Below are 21,331 nucleotides of genomic sequence, written 5' to 3' on the forward strand. Positions count from 1 at the left end.
CCCTTCCAGGGTGACTGCTTGGTGTTGCGTAAGATTGTCCCCTTTGGCGCCGGAGTCGCTGCTTTCGGTGAGCTTCGCAGTCGCAGCTGGTAGCGTCGTGTCGACTAACAGGCTTTGGATAAAAACCCCCTGATTTCCTACGCTATCTGTTACCTTAACATTTAATATATGTGAGCCATCAGCTAAGTTATCACTGATAGTGAGTGACCAATCACCCTGTTCATTCGCCTTAGTGAAGTACTCTTTTCCAGCTACCTTAACGATGACATTGGAATTCGAATCTGTTTTTCCCGTAAGCGTTGGCTTTACTTTGCTGGTCAAAAAAACCGTTGAGTTATCAAGCAGTACACTAGCATCTGGTTTTGATGTTTTGATAGTAACGCTCTCAGTGATGATTTTTTGGTTACCAGCAGGATCCACGGCAGTGACTTGGAAGTTTGATACTCCATCGGCCAATGGTTTCTCGACTGTTATTCGCCACGTACCTTTATCATCAGCAATTGCCGATAATGTTTGTCCTGCAATCGTTAGCGTTACCGTACTACCAGCTTCAGCTTTCCCTATAAAAGTAGGAACTTGCTTGTTAGTTAGTCTCTCCGCCGACGTTTCGGTATCCGAATGCCCATCAAGGCTAACAGAGAGATTATCAAGCTGAGTGTCGACTTCAAATTGGCCATTCACCGTCACAGGCTTACCTTCACCGGAAAAAGCAACTAATGAATATTCATATACTTTATCTTCTAACGGTTCAGTGATTTTTAATGACCACTTTCCATCTTTATCCGTTGTGATCGAATATTTGTTATCATTAATCGTTAGATAACCCTGACTATCAGGAGAGATAACCCCAGTAAATATTGGTGTATTAATATTCGTAATATTATCCCCCCTTTTCCCTGAGTCGGATTCTTCGCTTAATTTTCCTTGAATAAAAACCTGTGTTATAGGTTTAGCTATCTGGGAAGGTGCTAATGGTTTATTTGCAGGCTGAGAGGGTGATGAAGAACTTATTGGCATAACAACGGGTGCAGATGGTGAAGGAAAGGTTAAGCTGCTGTCTTCGACTTGTGCTTTCTCTGCTTTATTTTTTTGATTTAGCTGGTTTTTCGCTTCTGTGAGCTTTGTTAATGACGAACTTAGTAATACCTCTTTTTCATCTTTCTCAGAAGACAAGGTCTGAAGCGCCTTTTCTAATTGTTGGTTTTTTTGATTTAACTCCGCCAGTTTTTCACTGAAACTTTGTTCATCGTCTTGTCGGTTATCATATTGCTGTTCCTCACCTTCAATTTGCTCATTATTCTTTTTTGAGGCTTGGCTATCAGTATATTCAATGATGTCACTCGTCAATTGCTCTTTGATATAAATAGCATCAGCACCGACATTTAATGTTATTGATGATAGAATTTCATCTTGTGAAAGAATCTCGCCCTGCTCAGTCAATAATGTCATATTTCCTAAAATAACTTCAGACAGCCCATTTTTAATGTTCTCAATAGAACCATCTGGCTTAGTTACAATTAAATCAAGCCCTTGAACTTTAAACTTTTGGATTTCTATGCTTTTTAATTTATCTGTGATAGTTTTATCTGTCATGTTCTATATCATTATATTAATAAATGGGGTTATCAGCTATATACCCATAAGCTGCCGTTAATGAAACCGATTATATCCATTTAATTAAAAATAAAACGTCATTTAAGATAATGTGGTCTGACAATCTTTTTTTTTGAGCTCCAATTCCAGTGAGTTCATTTCAATAGCGATTATAATATAATCCTGAATTAATAAAATCGTTTCTAAAATAAAAGAATTAGATATGGAAGAAAATGATGATAACTCTGATGAAGAACTAGCCCCAATGGTTGATGGGTTAAGTGGAACACTATGTATAATTATTTTAGTTTCTATGGTGTTTATTTTCAGTGGAATGAAAACTGCAGAAACCCATATTAATTATGGACAATTAAAATTTGAAAAAATACAAATAGATATCCCAAATAAACGTCTTTATTTTAAAGGTGGAATTCATTTATCAAGCAATGAAACCTCTTTAATCAAACAAGAAATAGTTAAAAACAAAAGTAATAAAGTTATTATCAGTGGTTACATCAATGATAAAATCAGCCACAGTAAAGAAAAAAACACCTACAACCTTCTTTATATGGCATCACTAATTAAGAGTCTGGGAATTAATAAAGAAATTGTTCTAAAACAAGGAACAAGTGAATATTGCCCAGGTTGGAACTCATGCATTTATTGGGATTACAAATAACATGTATTATCTTGGATTATTTTTTTATGCCGCAACGTTTCTCGCTTGTTTTTTATTACAATCGGTACGTGAAATGGTTCAGCAATGTCTATTACTTGCCCCTGAAATCAGCTACACCATGATTGGGATTTATATTTATCCTTTAGTTATATTTTTATTTCATCGATTATTTAATAAAAATAAAAAAAGCAACTATACATTACTCTCAAACCAAACGAAATTATCTGCATCCGTTACTGTGTCATTAGGATTAATAGGAACATTTATTGGATTAACAGGGATGATCACCGCAATATCAGCATCACTTGGAGGAGAAGGTGATGTCTCAGAAAAAATGAACGCCATGATCTCATCTATCTCAATGGCACTTAATTCAATGTCCTTTGCATTCTTAACCTCTATTCTTGGGGTTTCTATTTCAGTTTTACTGTTAGTGAGTTTGAATTTCTTTCATTTCTTTTACCAAAAAGAAAATAAAAAAACTCAACAACAATCTGCAAACTACTCAGAAGAACTTAATCATATTCAAGAAACCCTGAACACATTACAGAAAGTGAATATCAATATAGCGCAAAAAATGATTTCCGTGACCGAAAACAATGAGCTAGCAACTGATATTTCCTCACATCTTCTGGCTTTATCCTCCACAGCACAAGAGCACTTAGAGGTTTTACAATCAATAAAAGAAGCTGACGATGACTGGAAAAGAAAATTAGCCGTCTACTTATTAGAAGAAAAAATAAACAAAAACAATCAGAATGAAAAAATTTCAGAAGAAATATTAAAAATAGATCAAACTACACAATGGCTAAAAGAAAATACCATTGAGAGCAGAAAAAAACTATTAACTTTATTATCAATGGAGTAAGCACATGCGTCCTATCACCTTAGGTTTATTATTAACATTATCACTACCAACTTGTAGCTTAGCCAATCAAGATGTAGAAAACTTCCAAACATTTATTGGCCGAGTATTAAAAAACTCCAATCCAGTTCAAATAAAAGCGTTAGAATTAGAAGCTGAAAACCTCAGAGCAAAACAAACAGATTATTATTATCTACCAAAAATATCCGCTTCAGGAAAAATAAAAAGCCATGATGGCAGCACTAACAATAATATTACTGCCAGTTCATTGATCTATGACACTACGTTAAGTCACCGGTTTAATGAAAAAAATTTAAAATTAAAAATATCAGCACTTTCACTAAACAAGGAAAAAGAAGAACTTTACACCTCGACAACTAACAACTTAATTGGTATTTATTATCTCAATGAGCTAACAAAAACAACAGCTGATTTAAATAGCAATGCTAAAAGTATTTTCAAACTTATTACTCATCGCTATAAAAGTGGCATAGCAAAATACAGTGATGTTGAACAAGCTTCTTTATTGATGCAGAGGATTGAAACAGAGCTACAAAATATAGAAAAAGAGATTGAGCAATATAAGTCTAATATTGAGCTTTTATCAGGCATTACCTTTCCTTCTAAAGGTGTAACGGTTCCAAAAAATCTATTAAAAAAATTACAAGAAACTATTATTGATAGTGAAAATGCACAACAGAATAGCGAATATAACTTGCTACGTATGCAAGCTGATGCAATGAAAGAAAATGCTTATCAACAAAATCCCTTCTTAAATGTTAATCTTATCGCCGAAGAACGATTTATTGATCAAGTTAGAAGTCGTAACGAGTCTTATATGGGAATGGAGGTTAAATTAAATATCTTTGACCTTGATAAAGTTCTGAATGAAAAATCTCAACTGAAACTGTATGAAGCAACAAAAGGAAAAGCTGATTATAAATATAAAGAATCCACAGCTAAAATTAAAAATTTAAAATTAATCGCTAATTCAAATTCGACTGAACTTACAGGGCTACATGAACAACGTAAGACCATGCGCTCAATAATTAAAAGCCAACAAAGGGAATATGAAATATCACAATCTTCTTTCTATGAAATGGTGAACACACTATTTGATATGTTAACAATGGAAAGGCGCATTACTGAATTAATGATTGCTGATATGAAAAACAAAATGGAATATATCCAATTAACAGGGAAGTTAGCTGAAATTGAAACGTTATCTAAATAAACTGAACCGGGCACCTAAAAAATTAAAAATATTTCTAGGTATCACGTCATTATTTATCGGTTATATTATATTAGCTAAAATAGAAATATCCTCTCCAGGAGAGGGGATTATCTCAGGAGTCTCCAATCGACTAGAAATAGTGAGCCCGGCTTCTGGATTTATTAATCAGTTCGCTATTAAAACTGGTGATAAGGTAGAAAAAGACCAAGTTTTATTTTCCTATACTAATTTAGATGTCTTTCATCAAGAAAAAACCTTATCCGGCCTCGTTACTTTTGCTAATGAACGCATCAATGAATTAGAAGAAAACAAAAAACTGTTAAATAAAATCCTTGATGGAAGCATAAATACGGAATCTGAATATTTTTTCTTTGCAAAGGGCTTACAAAGTAAAACTTTAAGTGCCTATAGAGAACTCTATGGTCATATTCTCTTACGCATGGAGATAAGTAATTTACGAGATAAATATATCTCACAAATTAAAGAGTCTAGCGAACTAGAAAATCAAATTAACATACTGAAAAAGAAGGACTTATTATTAAAAAATGCAAGAGCTCCTGAAATTGAAAAACTCAATAATAATGCTGAAATCAGCCGCACCACCGCGCTAATAGCGTCAGGTGAATTAAATGCTCAAGGGTTATTGCGAGAAATCTCACTGCAAGAAAAGAAGTATACCGCACGACTTATCGGGGAAATACAAGAAAATGAAACTCTACTTAATCGACTAAAAAAAGAGAAATTAGAAAACAGTGGTCAGATGGAATTACTGCGCAATAAAATAAGAGCGAATAGTGTGTTATCACCAGCTGACGGGATTGTATTAAGTATCGAAAAAGATTTAGAGAAAGGTTCGTATGTTGAAGCCTCAAATTTAGTGATGGTGATTAAAAAACAGCAAAGTACGCGGGTTATTGAAGGTAAAATATTAGCGAAGTATCGCCCTTTTATAGCGCCACAGCTACCAGCCAAAATTGTGGTGAACTCCCCTGGGTTTAAAAAAATCATTAACGGGAAAGTTACAAAAATCAGCGCTGATTCCTTTAGTGACAGGGAGCGGAACAGTCAAGAACGCTATTATTCAGTACAAATTACACCAGAACAAAATACGGAGCTCCTTCCAGAACATGACGGTTTGCCAGTGATGCTCTATATCTCTAGTAAAGAGATTTCAGTACTTCATTATTTAACCGCATTAATTAGCGATAACATTACATTTAACGTTTGGTGACTTATGTTAGGTTTTATTTCTGCATTATCTGCTGCTGTTGCAACCATGACATTACTTATGGCTGTGCTCTTAGCTAATGTGTTATCAAGCACAATGGCTGCTGAAAAAAATAAAGGCAAGGCGGCATTGATAGGAATTGATAACCACAATACTGAAGCGTCTTCATCTATAAATACCGATAGTAATAATGACAATAAAAATGGCAATGGCAATGGCAATGGCAATGGCAATAACATCATGACATCGTTAATGTTTAGCCATGACACCTTAAAACTAATTGATCATAAAAAGGTTAAATCTATTGATGTTTATTGCAGTTATGGAAATAACATATCTTTTGACGCAGCAATGACCTATACCATCTATAACACGGTATTAATTAAAAAAAACACGCCTAATGTACACATTAAAGCCTTAAAACCTATTGAGGATAATCAAGGGGTTAACGCTTGCTTCCTAAAGAGTGAAGAAAATGAAAGAAAGTAGTTTCCATGATGTTATTAATCAATACTTTAAGATATTAGGAGAACCATTTGCCTCTCCAGCACTCTCTTATGATAATAAATATATCTTAAATAATATAAATGAATTTATTAATAATGATTTTTTCACTTATCAATACACTTCTATTTCAGATTTTAATGAAAAAAAGCTACCTGCTCTCTTTATTATGGAGATAGCAGATGGGAAATATATTATCATCAAAAATCATAGAGGCCAGCTAACTAATCTAACAACCGACATAGCAATAACACAACAACTAATTGAAAATAAACATTTATTTTCATTTTCTGCAAGTGAAAACACACTCAATGAAGAGAGCATATATAAATCACTGATTAAGTTAACACCAAAATCTAGCTTATTGTCATTACCTTTAATTGTATTCGCACTATTATTACATTTATATTCAAATCTTTTTAACTCCCGTTTAGTTTATAGTGAATCTATAAGCTCACTTTTATATATTAGTTTTATTTTCATTGTCGTTATTGGCTTAGAGTTTTTTATTAAACACATTATTCATGAACAGAACACAAAAAAAATAAAGCTTAACATCAGTACTTTTAATCGCTATTTTATTAATTTATTAAAACAATCTAGTTGTAAAAGTGCCTCAATTAAAGTGAGAACAGCAGAAGCATCAATCTTACAAGTTTGGGAAATTAAGCCTCAAATTATTTATGATGTCGGGTTAGCCATTTTATTTTCATTTTGCATTTTTGGTATGTTAGGTTTTTATTCATTATTGCTATTGAGCTATTACGCTGGGCTTATCTTTTTATGCCTACACATCCGCTTTCTTTCCTATAAAAATATGCTCCGAGCGAATACCTTAAACTATGAAAAATCAGCCATGTACTACTCATTGGAACAAAAAAAACATGAGCTTTGTTTTGCCAGAGATAACCATTTTAAACAGTACATCAGTATAAAAACTAATGAAGATGAAAAAATAAAATTAAAACTAAATGAGGCCAATCACCATTGGATGGAAATTATCAAAGTAAATACGTTTTTATCTATGATAGTAATGTACGTAGCTAGCTATTTGGCTATTGGTGAAGGCAGTCTAAGCTTGGCTTCTGTTATCGCCGTGATGATCATTAATAGTCGACTTTCTGGTGCAATTACAAGTGCCATTAATCGCTTATTTATGGTGAAAACACATCTATTTCATATCAAATCCAGTATTGATCAGTTAAAAAACAACCCACTTATCCATTTCAAAGCAGATGGTATAACAACAGATTCAATAAAACATTTTAGTGCAAAAAATCTTAGCGTTAGCATTAATGGTAAAACCATTATTAATCAGCTTGATGTTGAAGCCAAACCCGGCGATGTTATTGGTATTACTGGTATTTCAGGCGTAGGAAAGACATCACTAATGAAAGCATTATGTGGGATTTCAGAATACTCATCAGGGGATATTACAATCAATGGTATTGGTATCGATGAAATTTCCCAATGCTTTTTAACAGAAAAAATTGCCTACCATAATGGTATTTCAACATTTATTCATGGCAGCATTCGTGATAATTTTAATTTCTACGGTGTATTCGATAACAATACAATTGTTCACCTTACCAAATTATGTTGCCCATCCTTACTGATTAGTAAGGAAACCTTAGACGATACACTCATCACCGATATCGCCGCATCTACAGGGGAAAAACAAAAGTTACAGCTCGCTCTGACTCTGATAAAACAACCTGAAATGATATTCTTAGACGAATCGACATCATTTATGGCGACCTCTGATGCACTCTCATTCTTACAATTAATGAAGCAAGAGTTTGAATTAGATGAATCAATTATTTTCTTTTCTACTCACGACTTAGGACTAACCTCATTTTTTACGAAGCATATTGCATTATCACCGGGTCATGCTAAACACATTAATTCGCCACAACACCATAATAAAATTATCATCCCTAAAATTAGCCTAAGCTAAATAAGCAAAACGCCCACTTAATAGCGGGCGTTTTAATTCAATACATTTAGCTCTGATATATTTTCATAAAATACATTACAAGAACATGAAGAACACCATACCGACAATTGCCCCTGTCGTACCAAGGATAGTTTCCATTACCGTCCATGTTTTTAGCGTTTGCGCTTCTGTCGCACCAGTGAATTTTCCATATAACCAGAAACCAGAGTCATTCACGTGGCTTAAGATCAATGAACCGCCAGAAATACAGATAGCTAATGCTGCCAGCTGTGCTCCTGAGTAACCTAACTCACTGATAACAGGTAGCACTAAACCTACCGCTGTTAAACATGCAACCGTTGCAGAACCTTGAATGACACGCACTGCACCCGCTAATACAAAGCAAGCAACAGCAATTGGTAAACCAGCACCAATTAAAGAGTCACCTAGTGCAGGGCCTACACCTGAATCCACTAAAATTTGTTTGAATACGCCACCAGCACCCGTCACAAGTAAAATGATCCCAGCAGGTTGAATCGCTGCGGAACAAATCGCCATGACTTTTTCTTTATCCATACCATAACGGAAACCTAGGCCATAAATCGCCAGTAAACACGCTAACAGTAATGCGGTGAAAGGGTGACCGATAAACTCTAACCAATGCTCAAGGGGGGTTCCTTTTTCAACTAAATGCGTTCCGATTGTTTTTAAACCCACTAATACCAACGGGAAAAGCACTAAACACAAGCTAAATCCAAAGCTTGGCATTTTGCCATGTTCTGTATTTGGCGCTTGATAATCTGCTGGAATATCAATATGAACAAAGTTACTGATAAACTTACCAAATAATGGCCCTGCTAAAATCATACCTGGGATAGCAGCACACAAACCAATTAAAATCATCCAGCCATAGTCTGCCCCCATTTGTGATGCAACTAGCATTGGTGTTGGCCCCGGTAATAAAAACGCTGCCGCAGCGGCTACCCCAGCAAATAATGGAATAGCAAGGCGAACAACGTTATGGCCTGTGCGGTTCGCTACCGCAAACACCACACCAATTAACAAGACAATAGCCACATCAAAGAAGAGTGGTAGCGCACAAATCAGCCCTGCGACACCCACTGCATAGTGAGCATTCTTTTCACCGAATAGGTTAAGTAGCTTATTCGCAATCTGATCTAATGCCCCTGTTTCATGTAAAATTTTACCGAACATTGCCCCAAGAGCGACTACGATAGCAAGAAAACCTAAGGTTCCCGCCATTCCTTTTTGCATGGTTTCCGTGATCTGTTGTACTGGCATACCTGAAAATAAACCGGCACCAATAGAAACAATCATGAGTGCAACAAAAGCATGTAAACGAGCATACATCACTAAAAAAAGTAGTAAAACGACAGAGCCGACTGCCGTCAGCACGAGCGTTAACGTGCTTAATGTTTCTGGGGTATTCATTAGTTATCTCCAGCGACAATCTTACGAATAGTAGAACACGTATTTTCAATCACGTTTTCTAAGGATGGGCGAATATCAACAACCTGCACATCAGGTTCATCCGCGCCAGGTTCTTGTAAGGCATCAAATTGCGATTTCAGCATTTCAGGCTTAAAGAAATGCCCTTTACGTGCTTTCAATCTTTCTTCAATAACAACCGCATCACCTTTTAGGTAAATAAAATAGAGGTTGTGGTTCCCCTCTCTTAAGATATCACGATAGCTTTTTTTCAGTGCAGAGCTAACTACCAGCGATATCTTATTAGTTCTTTGCATTGCAAAAATGGCATTATTTAGTGCGACTAACCAAGGTTTACGGTCGTCATCATTTAATGCATGACCAGATGCCATTTTTAAAATATTTGATTTAGGGTGAAGAAAGTCACCATCAAGGAAAGCAGCTTGTAGTTGCTGTGCAACACCGGTAGCAACAGCAGACTTACCACTACCCGATACCCCCATTAGTACAAATGTATAGTTTTGTTTTTGGGTATCATTCATAGGAAACTCCTCAGATATTCACTATTGTCCTGGCTTTAGTTAAAAACCGGCTTTTGTTACCGGTAACAAGTTACGGGTAACATTATCATCAGTGCGGATTTATTTGGCAATCAAATTGGTGAAGAAGAAAACAGATCTGTGATGATACTCTCAAACTGACTTCAGAAGAGGCAGGTGAAAGACAAAGCAAAACTCGCAATCAATATAGAAACAAAAAACAAAAAGTATATTTAAACTTTATTACTCCCCTTAAAGCATTCCTCTAAATAGTTCGTGTTGTCGCTAGGCGCCAAGCGAGTCAAGCCCTAGGAGCATACATAAGTATGTGACTAGGGTTGGCGAGTACAGGCAACAACGCGACAGCGCGAAGTATGACGAGGAATAATTAGATACTTTCGCCAGTAAGGACACAAAACCCCACATCAAAATGCGTATCCGTTAGCTTCTTACCCGACATTCTTGCCAACAAGACTTCTGCCGCCTTACGCCCCATTTGGTCTCTTGGCGTCAAAATACTCGCCAGTTTTGGCGTCATCACTTGCCCTACGTCGTGACCATGGAAACCTGAAATAGCAAGGTCTTGCGGAATTTGAATCCCTAAACGTTGGCATTCAAAAATAGCCCCTATCGCTAAGTCATCATTGGTACAGAATAAACCGTCGGTATCTGGGTACTTATCACGGCAGTCGTGCAGTAGTTGGGCACCTAGCGAATACGATGAGCTAGCCTGCGTCATCACATTACGTGGTTCAAGATTAGCATCGAGCATTGCCTGTTCATAACCTTTCAAGCGGATAAAAGTACGTTCATCATGTCTTGCGCCTAAGTACACAACCTTACGGCAGCCACGCTCAATCATCGCCCGAGTCATTTGGCGAGACGCTTCAAAGTTATCAATACCAACTGCAATATCTAGGCAAGGAGAAACGCTATCCATAATCTCAACAACGGGGATCCCCGCAGTTTTCAACATGCGCAGCGTTCGTTCAGTGTGTGTCCGTTCGGCTAAAATCACACCATCAATATTATAAGAAAGTAGTGAAGTCAGCCGCTCTTCTTCTTTTTCGGGCAAATAACCATAGTGAGCGAGCATGGTTTGGTAGCCATGGCGGTCTGTCACGGCTTCAATTCCACGAATCACTTCGGCAAAAACTTGGTTAGTTAATGAAGGAAGCAACACCCCAATAGCATGGCTAGTTGAATTCGATAAAATATCGGGCGCCTTATTTGGAATATACCCGGAAGCCTCCACAGCTTGGGCGATTTTCTCACGTAAAGCTTCTGAAACCTGATCTGGGTTTCGTAGAAAACGGCTCACCGTCATTTTTGTGACGCCAACTTGGTCGGCAACATCCTGTAGAGAAGGTCTTTTTTTCTTCATAAGTTCAAAGCGATATCCAATTCGTTAACGATAACCATGTTCTGCTATCTGTTAATGGATAGCAATCTTTGTTACTGATTTACATCACATAAATATCGAATTTTCCGAACAATGCGATTTTTATAGTTGACTCTCTATCATGACTCCGCTAATTTTCGCGCTATATAATTATTATTATAACGAATAGATGAAATTAGACTATGGCGATCAATCGTAGGCAGTTCCTTAAATCAAGTGCAGTACTTGCTGCTTTTTACAGTTTGCCGAGCTTCGCACAAACTCGTCCAGCCGTTGAAAAAGCTTTATTTGGTCATCTTCCGACGCCAAAGGATATTCAACGCGTCATCAGCTCTGGCCCCCCTTCTGATCTATTGATGTTCGCATTAGCCCCCGAAAAAATGGTGGGATTTTCCTCAATTTCACTGAAAAAAGGACACAGTGGCCTTTTTGCAGCGCAATGGCTCGAATTACCCGTATATGGTCGTTTAGCAGGTCGAGGCAGTACGCTTTCCTTAGAACAGCTTCTATCCTATAACCCAGATTTAATTATTGATACTGGTAATATTAATGATACCTATCTTTCACAAGCAGAAAAGGTTGCCCAACAAACCCATGTACCTTATTTATTAATGGCTGGAGGGTTAAAAGATACGCCACAACAGCTTATGCAACTCGGTGAGGTTTTAGGCGTTATCCCACAAGCTCAAAAGTTAGGCCAACTTGCTCAACGCTATATTGATGATGCTGCCTTATTTGCTCATCAAAACCAACAGAAATCACTAAGTTTTTACCTCGCGAGAGGAGCAAAAGGTTTAGAAACCGGCGCTAAAGGCTCAATTCATACTGAAGCCATTGAAATGCTTGGTTTGCGTAATGTAGTTGATATCCCTAACTTCCATGGACTGACAACGGTTTCTATGGAGCAATTATATCAATGGAACCCTGACATCATTATAACGCAATATGACGAAGCCATTGAATTGATCACAAACTCTGCATTATGGAAAGGGCTAGATGCCATTACTAACAACCAGTTACTGGTTTTCAGCGGTATGCCATTTGGCTGGTTAGATGGGCCTCCGGGAGTTAACCGCTTACTCGGCATGAGACGGCTACAGAGCCATTTCGATAAGAGTATTGCCGAAAATATCAAGCATGATATTGCTGAATTTTTTACCCATTTTTACCATTCTCCACTGACTTTAGAGCAGATTGATTGGCTCATGGAAAAATCATGAATGGTGTATTGAAACAAGGCGGAAAATCCCTTTTATTAATCGTTATTTTATTAATAAGCTTTATTATCGCCTTAATAAGTGGTAAGTACTCACTTACGCTAAATGAGCTTTATCACCTGCTCATTAGTCAGTTACCTTCTCACAGCGAGTTGAGTAATTCGCGGCATGAAACCGTTTTCTGGCAAATACGATTCCCGCGCACATTAGCCGCTATTGTTATTGGTGGAGGACTGGCTATTGCAGGTGCTGCTTATCAGGGAATGTTCCGTAACCCATTGGTTTCACCAGATATTTTAGGGGTTTCAGCGGGTGCTGGCGTGGGGGCTGTTATCGGTATTTTTTTTGGGCAATCATTATTTTACATTCAGCTAAGTGCATTTATTGGTGGCCTAATTACCGTTACTTTAGTGTGCTTTATTGCCCGACTAGCGCGTCAACATGACCCCATTTTATCTTTGGTTCTTGTCGGTGTCGCTATCAGTGCGTTATGTGGTTCAGCAATTTCATTGATGAAAATTCTTGCAGACCCTTACACCCAGTTGCCTTCCATCACTTTTTGGCTCTTAGGCGGGTTATCATCAATTACCCAAGCAGATTTAATGTCAGTATTACCTCTGATGGTTATCGGTATTATTCCGCTATTATTATTGCGCTGGCGCATGAATTTACTCAGCTTATCTGATGAAGAAGCTAAAAGCCTTGGGATCAATGTCAGTTTAACTCGAGCTATCTTTATTATTTGTGCAACACTGCTCACGGCAAGCGCTGTTTCTATTGCTGGAATTATTGGTTGGATAGGCTTGATTGTGCCACATATTACCCGAATGATAGTGGGTGCTAACTTTCGCTATCAGCTCCCTGCATCACTGGCAATTGGAGCTATTTTATTACTCATTACTGATACCTTAGCACGTACTATCGCCGCGATTGAATTACCCATAGGCATTTTAACCTCTGCAATCGGTGCGCCCTTCTTTTTAGCTATTTTATTGCAGACAAGGCGGGTGAAATGAGCATTGTATCTTTGCAAGAGGTCGCAATTGGTTATCATGGCACAGCTATCATTGATGGCATTAATCTTTCATTACCTAAGGGGGAGATTAGCTGCTTATTAGGTGCAAATGGCTGCGGTAAAACCACCTTAATGAAAACTTTACTGGGGTTATTACCTGCAATTAAAGGCGAGATCCTACTCAATGGGCAAGGAATTCAAACTTTTAAACCACGCGAAATAGCCAAAACTGTCGCCTATGTTCCCCAAGCCCATGATACCCCCTTTACTTTCACTGTAGTCGATATGGTCATGATGGGCTTAACTCCCCATATTTCATTATTTTCAGTCCCTAAAGAGACCGAAAAAAATTTAGCATATCAACAACTAAAGCACCTTGGCATTTCACATTTGGCAACACGGCTATACAGCACGCTTAGTGGCGGAGAAAAACAGTTAGTATTGATAGCAAGGGCTTTAATACAAAAACCATTACTTCTAATTATGGATGAGCCTGCCGCTAGCCTTGATTTTGGTAACCAAATTCGCTTGCTTGAGCAAATTGAAAAGCTTAAATCCCATGGTATGACGATATTGATGTCAACCCATCACCCACAACATGCCGCTGCTATCGCTGATAATGTTATTTTGCTCGATAAGCACCACAAAGCGAGGCAAGGGTCATCTAAATGTATGTTAACACTTACTAACTTAGCAGCCCTCTATAATGTGGATAAACACAGCATTCAATCTCACTTTCAGCTTCCATCAACATTTTCTAGTTAAGGTCAGGGATCATGTTAATTAATCAAATCAATTTTGCAAAAATGTATCAGCAACATATGCAACAAGCCCAACGAAGCCGCAAAGAGCCAGAGCATTGGGATAAAAAAGCACAACAAATGGCGCAAACTTGCGCTAATCCCCATGACCCATACTTAGTGCGCTTTCGTGAATTAATGGATTTAGCAGGCGCTGAAATCTTGCTTGATGTGGGCTGTGGCCCAGGTTCAGTTAGCCTTTGCCTTGCTAATGAATTCAAGGAAACGATAGGTATTGATTATAGCCGCGGCATGCTCGAAATGGCTGAACTGCGGGCGAAAGAATTAAATATTCCCAATGCGCGCTTTAAACAACTGGCATGGGAAGATGACTGGAGTTCATTACCCAAAGTCGATATTTCAGTAGCGTCACGCTCAACACTCGTTGATGATTTAAAAGCAGCCTTACTGAAGCTTAATCGCCAAACAAAATTGCGGGTGTATACGACCCATACCATCAACCCAACATTTATTGATGAAAAAATAATTCGCAAAATAGGCCGCGAAGTGGTTCGTTTGCCCACCTATATTTATGCAGTGAATATATTGCATCAAATGGGCATCAATGCGCGCGTTGATTTTATTAAAAGTCCAAATAAAGGTGGATTTGATAGCTTTGACACTTTCGCTGACAGTGTCAATTGGTCCCTTAAAAATATTACACCAGAAGAAACCGCTATCTTACGTCAGTATTATGATGAACAAGCGGCACTAGGCAAAACAATCCCTTATCCATCCAGAGATTGGGCAATGGTCTCTTGGGATGTGGTCGATGAATCGGAACTGACATTATGATTTACGTGCCTGATACATTAATCGACCAACTACTGCTAGATGATATCCAGTACGGCGACCTTACCACCCGTGCGCTCGGCTTGCAGGCTCAAATGGGGGTGATGACCTTTGCATCCAAATTTGGGGGCTGCATCAGTGGGGTCACCATCGCCAGACGTATGTTAGAGAAACTTGGGATCACTTGTGATTGTCACTTTCAAGATGGCCAACAAGTTGCCCCACAAAGCGTTTTAATTCGCGCCACTGGGCCGATTGAAGCCTTACATCAGGGCTGGAAAGCGGTACAAAACGTACTGGAATGGTGTGGAGGTGTCAGCCACTACACCCAGCAAATGGTAAATATTTTGCATCAATATCAACCGGATGGGCAACTTGCGTGCACGCGAAAAACCATTCCTCATACTAAACCCCTTGCCTTAACTGCGATTTTGGCTGGGGGCGCTATTATTCACCGAGCAGGTAGTGCAGAAAGTATTTTACTGTTCACCAATCATCGCCAATGCCTTGAAAATCCAAATGATTGGGTGAGTCATATTAAAACACTACGCCAAGCCGCCCCTGAAAAAATGATTATTGTTGAGGCGGATGACTATGAACAAGCCATTCTCGCTATCAATGCGCAAGCCGATATTATTCAGCTAGATAAATTGCCCATTGAACAAATTCAGCGGCTACAAGAACTCACCAAGCAACAAAGTCGGCCTTGTCGACTGTCCATTGCAGGTGGAATTAATTTAAAAACAATCGAAGCATTCGCACAAACAGGGGTGCCATTATTGGTTACATCAGCCCCTTACTACGCAGCGCCGCGAGATATTAAAGTACATATTTTTAAGCAGTAACCTAAGTAGTTAGCGTCAAAAAAATCATTTGTAAAAACAGCCTACCTCGTAGGCTGCATTCGCTTGTGGTTAATGACGCATATCGTTATATAAAAAATAATATATCGTTATTCATAAAACTGGAAAGAGATAATGAAAATAAAACAAATTACCTATTTGGTTGGGATGGCTTTATTCGCAGCACAGGGACACGCCGCGTCTGACCCTAAAGCAGAAAAAAACACTGACGTGATGTCTGTTTGGAGTACACCATTAGCAGCGGATGCAAATGTCATCACGCAAGAGCAAATGACACAATTGAATAAAACCAACGTTGCACAAGCACTGAGTACAATGCCAGGTGTATCCATTCAAAAATCAGGTAATCGCAACGAAACCCAAGTGAATGTACGTGGATTTGATAGCCGCCAAGTCCCTATCTTTTTTGATGGCATCCCAACTTATGTCCCTTATGATGGCACCCTTGACCTAGGGCGCTTTATGACGAGCGAACTCGCAAGCGTTGAGCTATCAACTGGATATACTTCACTATTACAAGGTCCAAACTTGATGGGGGGAGCGATTAACCTAACCACCGCTACCCCTAAAAAACCTTTTGAGGCCAATATCAGCTTAAACCAAGGTTTCGCTCGTGGCGCAGATAATGCCCACAATATTAGTGCACGCTTAGGTGGCCGCAATGACTTAGGTTTTATTCAAGTCAGTGGTAGCCAATATAAGCAACGTTTTATGGGGATCCCGAGTTCAGAAAATGATAACCCATTGGCGGGAAATAATGGACGCCGTCCTAACTCTGCAACAGACGATAAACGTATGATGGTGAAAGTGGGCTGGACACCCCGTGAAGCTGACGAGTATGTGGTTACCTATCTAAAGCAAGATGGTGATAAAAACAGCCCGCCGAGTGTAACAAACACCAAACCTCAAATTTGGCAATGGCCAGCTTATGATAAAGAAAGTATTTATTTCAATGGAACAACCCAAATAACCAATGATATCGCGTTACAGAGCCGTCTGTACCACGACACATTTAAGAATACACTCCATCAATATAGGTCTGTTAAAGACTATAAAGACGGTATCTATAACTACAGCCGCTATGATGACTACAGTAATGGGGCTGACATGCGTGTTGACTTCACCGTGCGTGAATTAGATATGCTGTCATTTGCCGCACACTGGAAAGAAGACGTTCACCGCGCACGTGCAAAGAGAGATGTCCCATTCGACCGCTATAAAGATAATACCTATTCTATTGCTACAGAATATCAATGGGTTGCGATGGATAATCTCGATATTATCGCTGGTATTGGTTACGATTGGCGCAAAAGTGCCGACGGCAAACGTTATGATTACAAATCAGGTGATTTTGAAAAATATGATGGCAATAGCCAACATGCATTCAACTGGGAAATGATGGCTCGTTACCATTTAGAAAATGAAGATACCGTACAGTTCTCGGTATCAGAAAGAAGCCGTTTCCCAACACAAAAAGAACGCTATACCAAAGAAAAAATGAAAAGTGATGATACCTTTATCATTAATCCTCATATTGATACAGAACGAGCCCTAACTTACGATTTGACCTATAAAGGGCATATCTCCCCAGTTTGGTCATATACATCAAGTATTTATTACAACCATGTCTCTGATGCGATTATGGCCCATCGTGTTGGCACTAATAAAAATGGGGGATACGTGCTTGAAAACCGCAATAGTGGCAAAGTTGACTACTTTGGGATTGATTTAGGGACTAACGGGCAAATCACAGATTGGATGGAAGCTGGTTTAAGCTACGGATATATTCACGCTGATCCTAAGCACTACAGTGTAAAACACGTTGCCGAGTTACCTACCCACAAAGCCTTTGCTTGGGTGAAATTCACGCCATACGATCCATTTAGCATTACCATTACCGAAGAAGCAAGAAGTTGGGCATTTAATTATGTTGATGCAGAAAGCAAAGTACGAGGCTATGCTAAAACTGACCTGCGCTTAGATTATGATTTTGGCCAAGGTATTTCTGTTAACACCTCAGTGAACAACTTATTTGATAAATCCTATGAATACACTAATGGTTATATTGAAGAAGGCCGTAACTATTGGTTAGGTATTGAATATAAATATTAATCCTTAATATATTAGGCGAAGATTAATTTCTTCGCCTAATAAAGTGTAAACTTTACAAAATTAACTTCTGTCTCTCATAAAATAACAAAGGCATTAATTTAAGTGCAAATACCTAGGATTATTCCCACAAAAGAACATCCATAGGTAAGAATGGATTTATTTAGATTAATATATTTTTTTAACAATAAATATGTAGGAAAAATAAATTAAATCACCTAAAAATTATTTTAATACAGTTTTTAAACCCAACCAAGGTATCAATTCAATAAATTTGCTAATTAATTACAAAAAAGCTCATCGCATAAAACTTGCAGTAAATTGAATCCCTATTTAAACTATAACAACAAGAAGTTAAATAATAATATTTATTCAGCCTATTTATTAAAATTGGCTGTTATTACTTTTAGATTTTCTATTCGTTATTTTAATTAGAGAGCAGACGGCATCTATGAACGAGTCACATGACTACACTATTGACGAAAAATATATTTTCGAAAAAAACACAAGCTTAATATACTCAAAAGATGATAAAAATCAATTTATTGAATTATCTAAACCTGCTGCTAGATTATTCGATGAGATTATCTCATTAAATTTAAAAAAAGGACTCGCAACACGAGATGAACTTTTAACGAATGTATGGGAAGAATATGGCCTTGTCGGTTCTAATAATAATTTAAATACTTACATTAGTGAAATAAGAAAAAAATTAGAGCAGGTCGGTATTGATCCTAAGTGTATTGTTACAGTACCCAAAAAAGGGTTTCGTCTTGATAGTCATATCGTTATACACGTAAAATTTGACGAACAAAATAATGAAGTTAATCCCCTTCATATAAGCAAGTATGGCTATATCGAAAATTCAGAGTTATCTCAAAAACTCCCTGATAACACAGTATCAGAAAACTTATCACTTGATGAAAATACCAATAACTCGGAATTATTAACTGGAGAAGACGATAGTAGCAATATCAATACGACACTCGCGATTAAAAATAAAAACAAAAAAATATTAAACAAAAAAACTTTAAAAATATTGCTATTAGCTATTTCAACAATAGCGATATGCTATTTAATTAATTTATTTTTTTGGTATTATATGGCTAAGGAAAATCCAACGAGTGACTACCTGTCAGTCAGTTCACGTGAAAAATGTATCATACAAGCACCGGTTAATATGCTAGCTAAAGTTTCTAGCGATAATATCAATCTAATACATAGCAAGCTGGATAAATATAATATTCGATGTGATGAACCCAAAAGAATCATTCTTTTGTCAGACTTAAATCAAGCTTATTCCATTGATAAAAATATATCTCTCAGCATTTGTAGCAGCATTAATATTAAACATGATTGCATATCGATTAATGATCAGAGAATTTGAATGAAAAAATATATTGCCGTATCGTTATTTTTAATCGCAACCGCATCAACCGCATCCTTTGTTATCAATAAAAATAATCACAATGTTCAAATCTGCCATTCTGAAATATTATGGATTAAAGATAATAATACACAGAATGGGTTGAGCTTGAAATCAAAGATTAATGTACAAATTTCAACAAAAAATTATGGTCGCATGAATATGTATGGCTACTTAAAAGATGATAAAAAAATCTACCGGCTTAATAGAGCAATTTATTTTAATTACTTAGCGATTGACCACAATGGTAATTATGTTGTTACCTTTAAATCTTCATCAGTAACCAATACAGATAATATACCTGAGAAGTTATTTTCTAATTTCATTCAATTAGAAATTGATAAAATTAAGTACTATATTAATATAACTAAAATGAGTGATAATCTTTATATTATCAAAGATGAATCATCTTCTGCTTTTACATGCCAACTCCAATAAAAAAAAGCCTACCAACAATTACGCTTAAGTAGGCAAAACCGTCAACATGGGAAACTAGTAATTTCAAATTCGATTCTTAAAAATAAAAAACAATTAAAATTAAATAGATAACATATTAAAAACCAAACATTGCAACTTGTGAAACACCATCTTGATCAATCATCCCGCGAAACATACCTTTAGTATTAAATTGCATAACAAAATTGCCCTTATTATCTACTGCAATAATACCTCCAGTGCCTCCCATATCTTTCACTGAATTCAAAGTATTCATTGTGGCTTCAGCTAATGGCGTATTGCCGTATTTCATTTGAGCAACAACATCATAAGCAGCAACACCTCGGATAAAGACCTCACCTAAACCAGTTGTAGAAATTGCAACTGTATTGTTATCCGCATATGTTCCGGCTCCAATAATGGGTGAATCACCAATTCGGCCATAATGTTTATTAGTACTGCCACCTGTAGAGGTTGCTGCGGCAACATTTCCGCGGCTATCAACGGCAACAGCACCCACAGTGCCATACTTATAATCAAACATTTGCGGGTCTATAAATAGCGAGGCGTTAATTCCCTTTTCTTGATCGAGTTTCCGGCTGATCTCTTTCACTTTCTTTAATTGTTCGCTGCGTTTTTCAGTAATAAAATAGGATTCATCAACAATATCGAACCCTTCTGATTTCGCAAATTGTTCAGCTCCGGTTCCTCCCATCATCACATAAGGGGTTTTAGTCATCACTTTATAGGCGGCCATGATAGGGTTTTTTACATTCGATACACCCGCTACGGCGCCAGCTTTGCGATCGCGACCATCCATGATAGAAGCATCTAATTCCACTTTATTATCTGTAGTTAAAGAAGCCCCTTTACCTGCGTTATATAGCGGAGAGTCTTCCATTACGATCACAGCCGCTTGAACGGCATCTATACTATCGCCACCTTGAGCTAAAATGGAATATCCTGCCTGTAATGCTTCCTTTAATTTCTCTTCATGCTCTTTTTGTAATTCAAGAGTGAGTAAACGTTCTGTAATATCCCCTGCTCCGCCATGGATGACAAGACGAAAGTTAGTATCGGATTTTGAAAAGGCTAGAGATGAGAAAAAAAACAAAAAATAAAGAATAAAAAATAAAAAGGTAGATAGTTTTTCTTTCTCGTAATCCTTCAGTTTATACATTATATCTTGCATTTGGATCTCTCAGTAATACATAGGATTACATTATTAAACAAATCAAGTTACTC

19 protein-coding genes are annotated in these 21,331 nt (G+C 37.4%); 14 read left to right on the top strand and 5 right to left on the bottom strand.

Annotated elements, in window-relative coordinates; all coding sequences use genetic code 11:
* Positions 1-1,593, bottom strand: a 1,593-nt coding sequence (locus PR834_RS14430) for an Ig-like domain-containing protein (protein ID WP_272536740.1), incomplete at its 3' end; no start/stop codon positions are given.
* Positions 1,594-1,816: 223 nt separating this feature from the next.
* Between PR834_RS14430 and PR834_RS14435 the strand changes: the two genes are divergently transcribed.
* From PR834_RS14435 to PR834_RS14460, 6 genes are read left to right on the top strand one after another with little or no spacing between them, the layout of a single operon-like run.
* Positions 1,817-2,272, top strand: a complete 456-nt coding sequence (locus PR834_RS14435) for a hypothetical protein (RefSeq protein ID WP_112307382.1) — start codon at positions 1,817-1,819, stop codon at positions 2,270-2,272.
* Entirely contained in the window at positions 2,223-3,140 is a 918-nt protein-coding gene (locus PR834_RS14440; RefSeq protein ID WP_226617268.1) for a hypothetical protein, read from the top strand. The genes PR834_RS14435 and PR834_RS14440 overlap by 50 nt, the downstream gene beginning before the upstream one ends.
* Positions 3,141-3,144: 4 nt before the next feature.
* Complete coding sequence (locus tag PR834_RS14445; protein ID WP_272536741.1) at positions 3,145-4,371, top strand: TolC family protein; 1,227 nt, start codon at positions 3,145-3,147, stop codon at positions 4,369-4,371.
* The gene (locus PR834_RS14450; RefSeq protein ID WP_094962843.1) at positions 4,352-5,602 is read left to right on the top strand and encodes an HlyD family efflux transporter periplasmic adaptor subunit; all 1,251 of its coding nucleotides are present in this window, start codon (positions 4,352-4,354) and stop codon (positions 5,600-5,602) included. The genes PR834_RS14445 and PR834_RS14450 overlap by 20 nt, the downstream gene beginning before the upstream one ends.
* A gap of 3 nt (positions 5,603-5,605) precedes the next feature.
* Positions 5,606-6,088 carry a hypothetical protein gene (locus PR834_RS14455; protein WP_110592522.1) on the top strand — a complete coding sequence of 161 codons (483 nt, stop codon included), beginning with the start codon at positions 5,606-5,608 and terminating at the stop codon, positions 6,086-6,088.
* On the top strand, positions 6,075-8,060 hold the full coding sequence (locus PR834_RS14460) for an ATP-binding cassette domain-containing protein (RefSeq protein ID WP_272536742.1): 1,986 nt from the start codon (positions 6,075-6,077) through the stop codon (positions 8,058-8,060). Before PR834_RS14455 ends, PR834_RS14460 begins: the two co-directional genes overlap by 14 nt.
* 75 nt (positions 8,061-8,135) lie before the next feature.
* On the opposite strand, the gene gntU is transcribed toward PR834_RS14460, so the two are convergent.
* The 3 genes from gntU to gntR form a co-directional block, all read right to left on the bottom strand.
* Positions 8,136-9,491, bottom strand: coding sequence for a gluconate transporter (gntU, locus tag PR834_RS14465; RefSeq protein ID WP_004261235.1), 1,356 nt, complete (start codon positions 9,489-9,491; stop codon positions 8,136-8,138).
* Positions 9,491-10,030, bottom strand: coding sequence for a gluconokinase (gene gntK / locus PR834_RS14470; RefSeq protein ID WP_094962846.1), 540 nt, complete (start codon positions 10,028-10,030; stop codon positions 9,491-9,493). The genes gntU and gntK overlap by 1 nt, the downstream gene beginning before the upstream one ends.
* Before the next feature lie 385 nt (positions 10,031-10,415).
* Complete coding sequence (gene gntR, locus PR834_RS14475; RefSeq protein ID WP_094962847.1) at positions 10,416-11,411, bottom strand: gluconate operon transcriptional repressor GntR; 996 nt, start codon at positions 11,409-11,411, stop codon at positions 10,416-10,418.
* 200 nt (positions 11,412-11,611) lie between these two features.
* Here gntR and PR834_RS14480 point away from each other — a divergent pair, with 200 nt between their 5' ends.
* The 8 genes from PR834_RS14480 (at position 11,612) to PR834_RS14515 (ending at position 20,089) form a co-directional block, all read left to right on the top strand.
* Positions 11,612-12,649, top strand: a complete 1,038-nt coding sequence (locus PR834_RS14480) for an ABC transporter substrate-binding protein (protein ID WP_196725548.1) — start codon at positions 11,612-11,614, stop codon at positions 12,647-12,649.
* Positions 12,646-13,662, top strand: coding sequence for a FecCD family ABC transporter permease (locus PR834_RS14485; protein ID WP_196725547.1), 1,017 nt, complete (start codon positions 12,646-12,648; stop codon positions 13,660-13,662). Before PR834_RS14480 ends, PR834_RS14485 begins: the two co-directional genes overlap by 4 nt.
* Positions 13,659-14,426, top strand: coding sequence for an ABC transporter ATP-binding protein (locus PR834_RS14490; RefSeq protein ID WP_110592526.1), 768 nt, complete (start codon positions 13,659-13,661; stop codon positions 14,424-14,426). Before PR834_RS14485 ends, PR834_RS14490 begins: the two co-directional genes overlap by 4 nt.
* A gap of 11 nt (positions 14,427-14,437) precedes the next feature.
* A complete protein-coding gene (locus tag PR834_RS14495; RefSeq protein WP_136135487.1) occupies positions 14,438-15,256 on the top strand; it encodes a class I SAM-dependent methyltransferase in 819 nt (272 codons plus the stop codon).
* Positions 15,253-16,098, top strand: a complete 846-nt coding sequence (modD, locus tag PR834_RS14500) for a ModD protein (RefSeq protein ID WP_096865054.1) — start codon at positions 15,253-15,255, stop codon at positions 16,096-16,098. The genes PR834_RS14495 and modD overlap by 4 nt, the downstream gene beginning before the upstream one ends.
* A 132-nt stretch (positions 16,099-16,230) precedes the next feature.
* A complete protein-coding gene (locus PR834_RS14505) occupies positions 16,231-18,228 on the top strand; it encodes a TonB-dependent receptor plug domain-containing protein (RefSeq protein ID WP_110592528.1) in 1,998 nt (665 codons plus the stop codon).
* Positions 18,229-18,676: 448 nt separating this feature from the next.
* Entirely contained in the window at positions 18,677-19,612 is a 936-nt protein-coding gene (locus tag PR834_RS14510; protein ID WP_272536743.1) for a winged helix-turn-helix domain-containing protein, read from the top strand.
* Positions 19,613-20,089, top strand: a complete 477-nt coding sequence (locus tag PR834_RS14515) for a FidL-like protein (RefSeq protein ID WP_272536744.1) — start codon at positions 19,613-19,615, stop codon at positions 20,087-20,089.
* Positions 20,090-20,204: 115 nt separating this feature from the next.
* On the opposite strand, the gene PR834_RS14520 is transcribed toward PR834_RS14515, so the two are convergent.
* A complete protein-coding gene (locus PR834_RS14520) occupies positions 20,205-21,278 on the bottom strand; it encodes an isoaspartyl peptidase/L-asparaginase family protein (RefSeq protein WP_272536745.1) in 1,074 nt (357 codons plus the stop codon).
* Positions 21,279-21,331: the final 53 nt, after the last annotated feature.

This window comes from Providencia sp. PROV182 (assembly GCF_028480325.1).
Lineage (GTDB): Bacteria > Pseudomonadota > Gammaproteobacteria > Enterobacterales > Enterobacteriaceae > Providencia > Providencia hangzhouensis.

Coding starts and splice junctions, on each gene's coding strand:
- PR834_RS14435 (WP_112307382.1), top strand. CDS start 1,817: ATGGAAGAAAATGATGATAACTCTGATGAAGAACTAGCCCCAATGGTT.
- PR834_RS14445 (WP_272536741.1), top strand. CDS start 3,145: ATGCGTCCTATCACCTTAGGTTTATTATTAACATTATCACTACCAACT.
- PR834_RS14455 (WP_110592522.1), top strand. CDS start 5,606: ATGTTAGGTTTTATTTCTGCATTATCTGCTGCTGTTGCAACCATGACA.
- PR834_RS14460 (WP_272536742.1), top strand. CDS start 6,075: ATGAAAGAAAGTAGTTTCCATGATGTTATTAATCAATACTTTAAGATA.
- gntU (WP_004261235.1), bottom strand. CDS start 9,491: ATGAATACCCCAGAAACATTAAGCACGTTAACGCTCGTGCTGACGGCA.
- gntK (WP_094962846.1), bottom strand. CDS start 10,030: ATGAATGATACCCAAAAACAAAACTATACATTTGTACTAATGGGGGTA.
- gntR (WP_094962847.1), bottom strand. CDS start 11,411: ATGAAGAAAAAAAGACCTTCTCTACAGGATGTTGCCGACCAAGTTGGC.
- PR834_RS14480 (WP_196725548.1), top strand. CDS start 11,612: ATGGCGATCAATCGTAGGCAGTTCCTTAAATCAAGTGCAGTACTTGCT.
- PR834_RS14485 (WP_196725547.1), top strand. CDS start 12,646: ATGAATGGTGTATTGAAACAAGGCGGAAAATCCCTTTTATTAATCGTT.
- PR834_RS14490 (WP_110592526.1), top strand. CDS start 13,659: ATGAGCATTGTATCTTTGCAAGAGGTCGCAATTGGTTATCATGGCACA.
- PR834_RS14495 (WP_136135487.1), top strand. CDS start 14,438: ATGTTAATTAATCAAATCAATTTTGCAAAAATGTATCAGCAACATATG.
- modD (WP_096865054.1), top strand. CDS start 15,253: ATGATTTACGTGCCTGATACATTAATCGACCAACTACTGCTAGATGAT.
- PR834_RS14505 (WP_110592528.1), top strand. CDS start 16,231: ATGAAAATAAAACAAATTACCTATTTGGTTGGGATGGCTTTATTCGCA.
- PR834_RS14510 (WP_272536743.1), top strand. CDS start 18,677: ATGAACGAGTCACATGACTACACTATTGACGAAAAATATATTTTCGAA.
- PR834_RS14515 (WP_272536744.1), top strand. CDS start 19,613: ATGAAAAAATATATTGCCGTATCGTTATTTTTAATCGCAACCGCATCA.
- PR834_RS14520 (WP_272536745.1), bottom strand. CDS start 21,278: ATGCAAGATATAATGTATAAACTGAAGGATTACGAGAAAGAAAAACTA.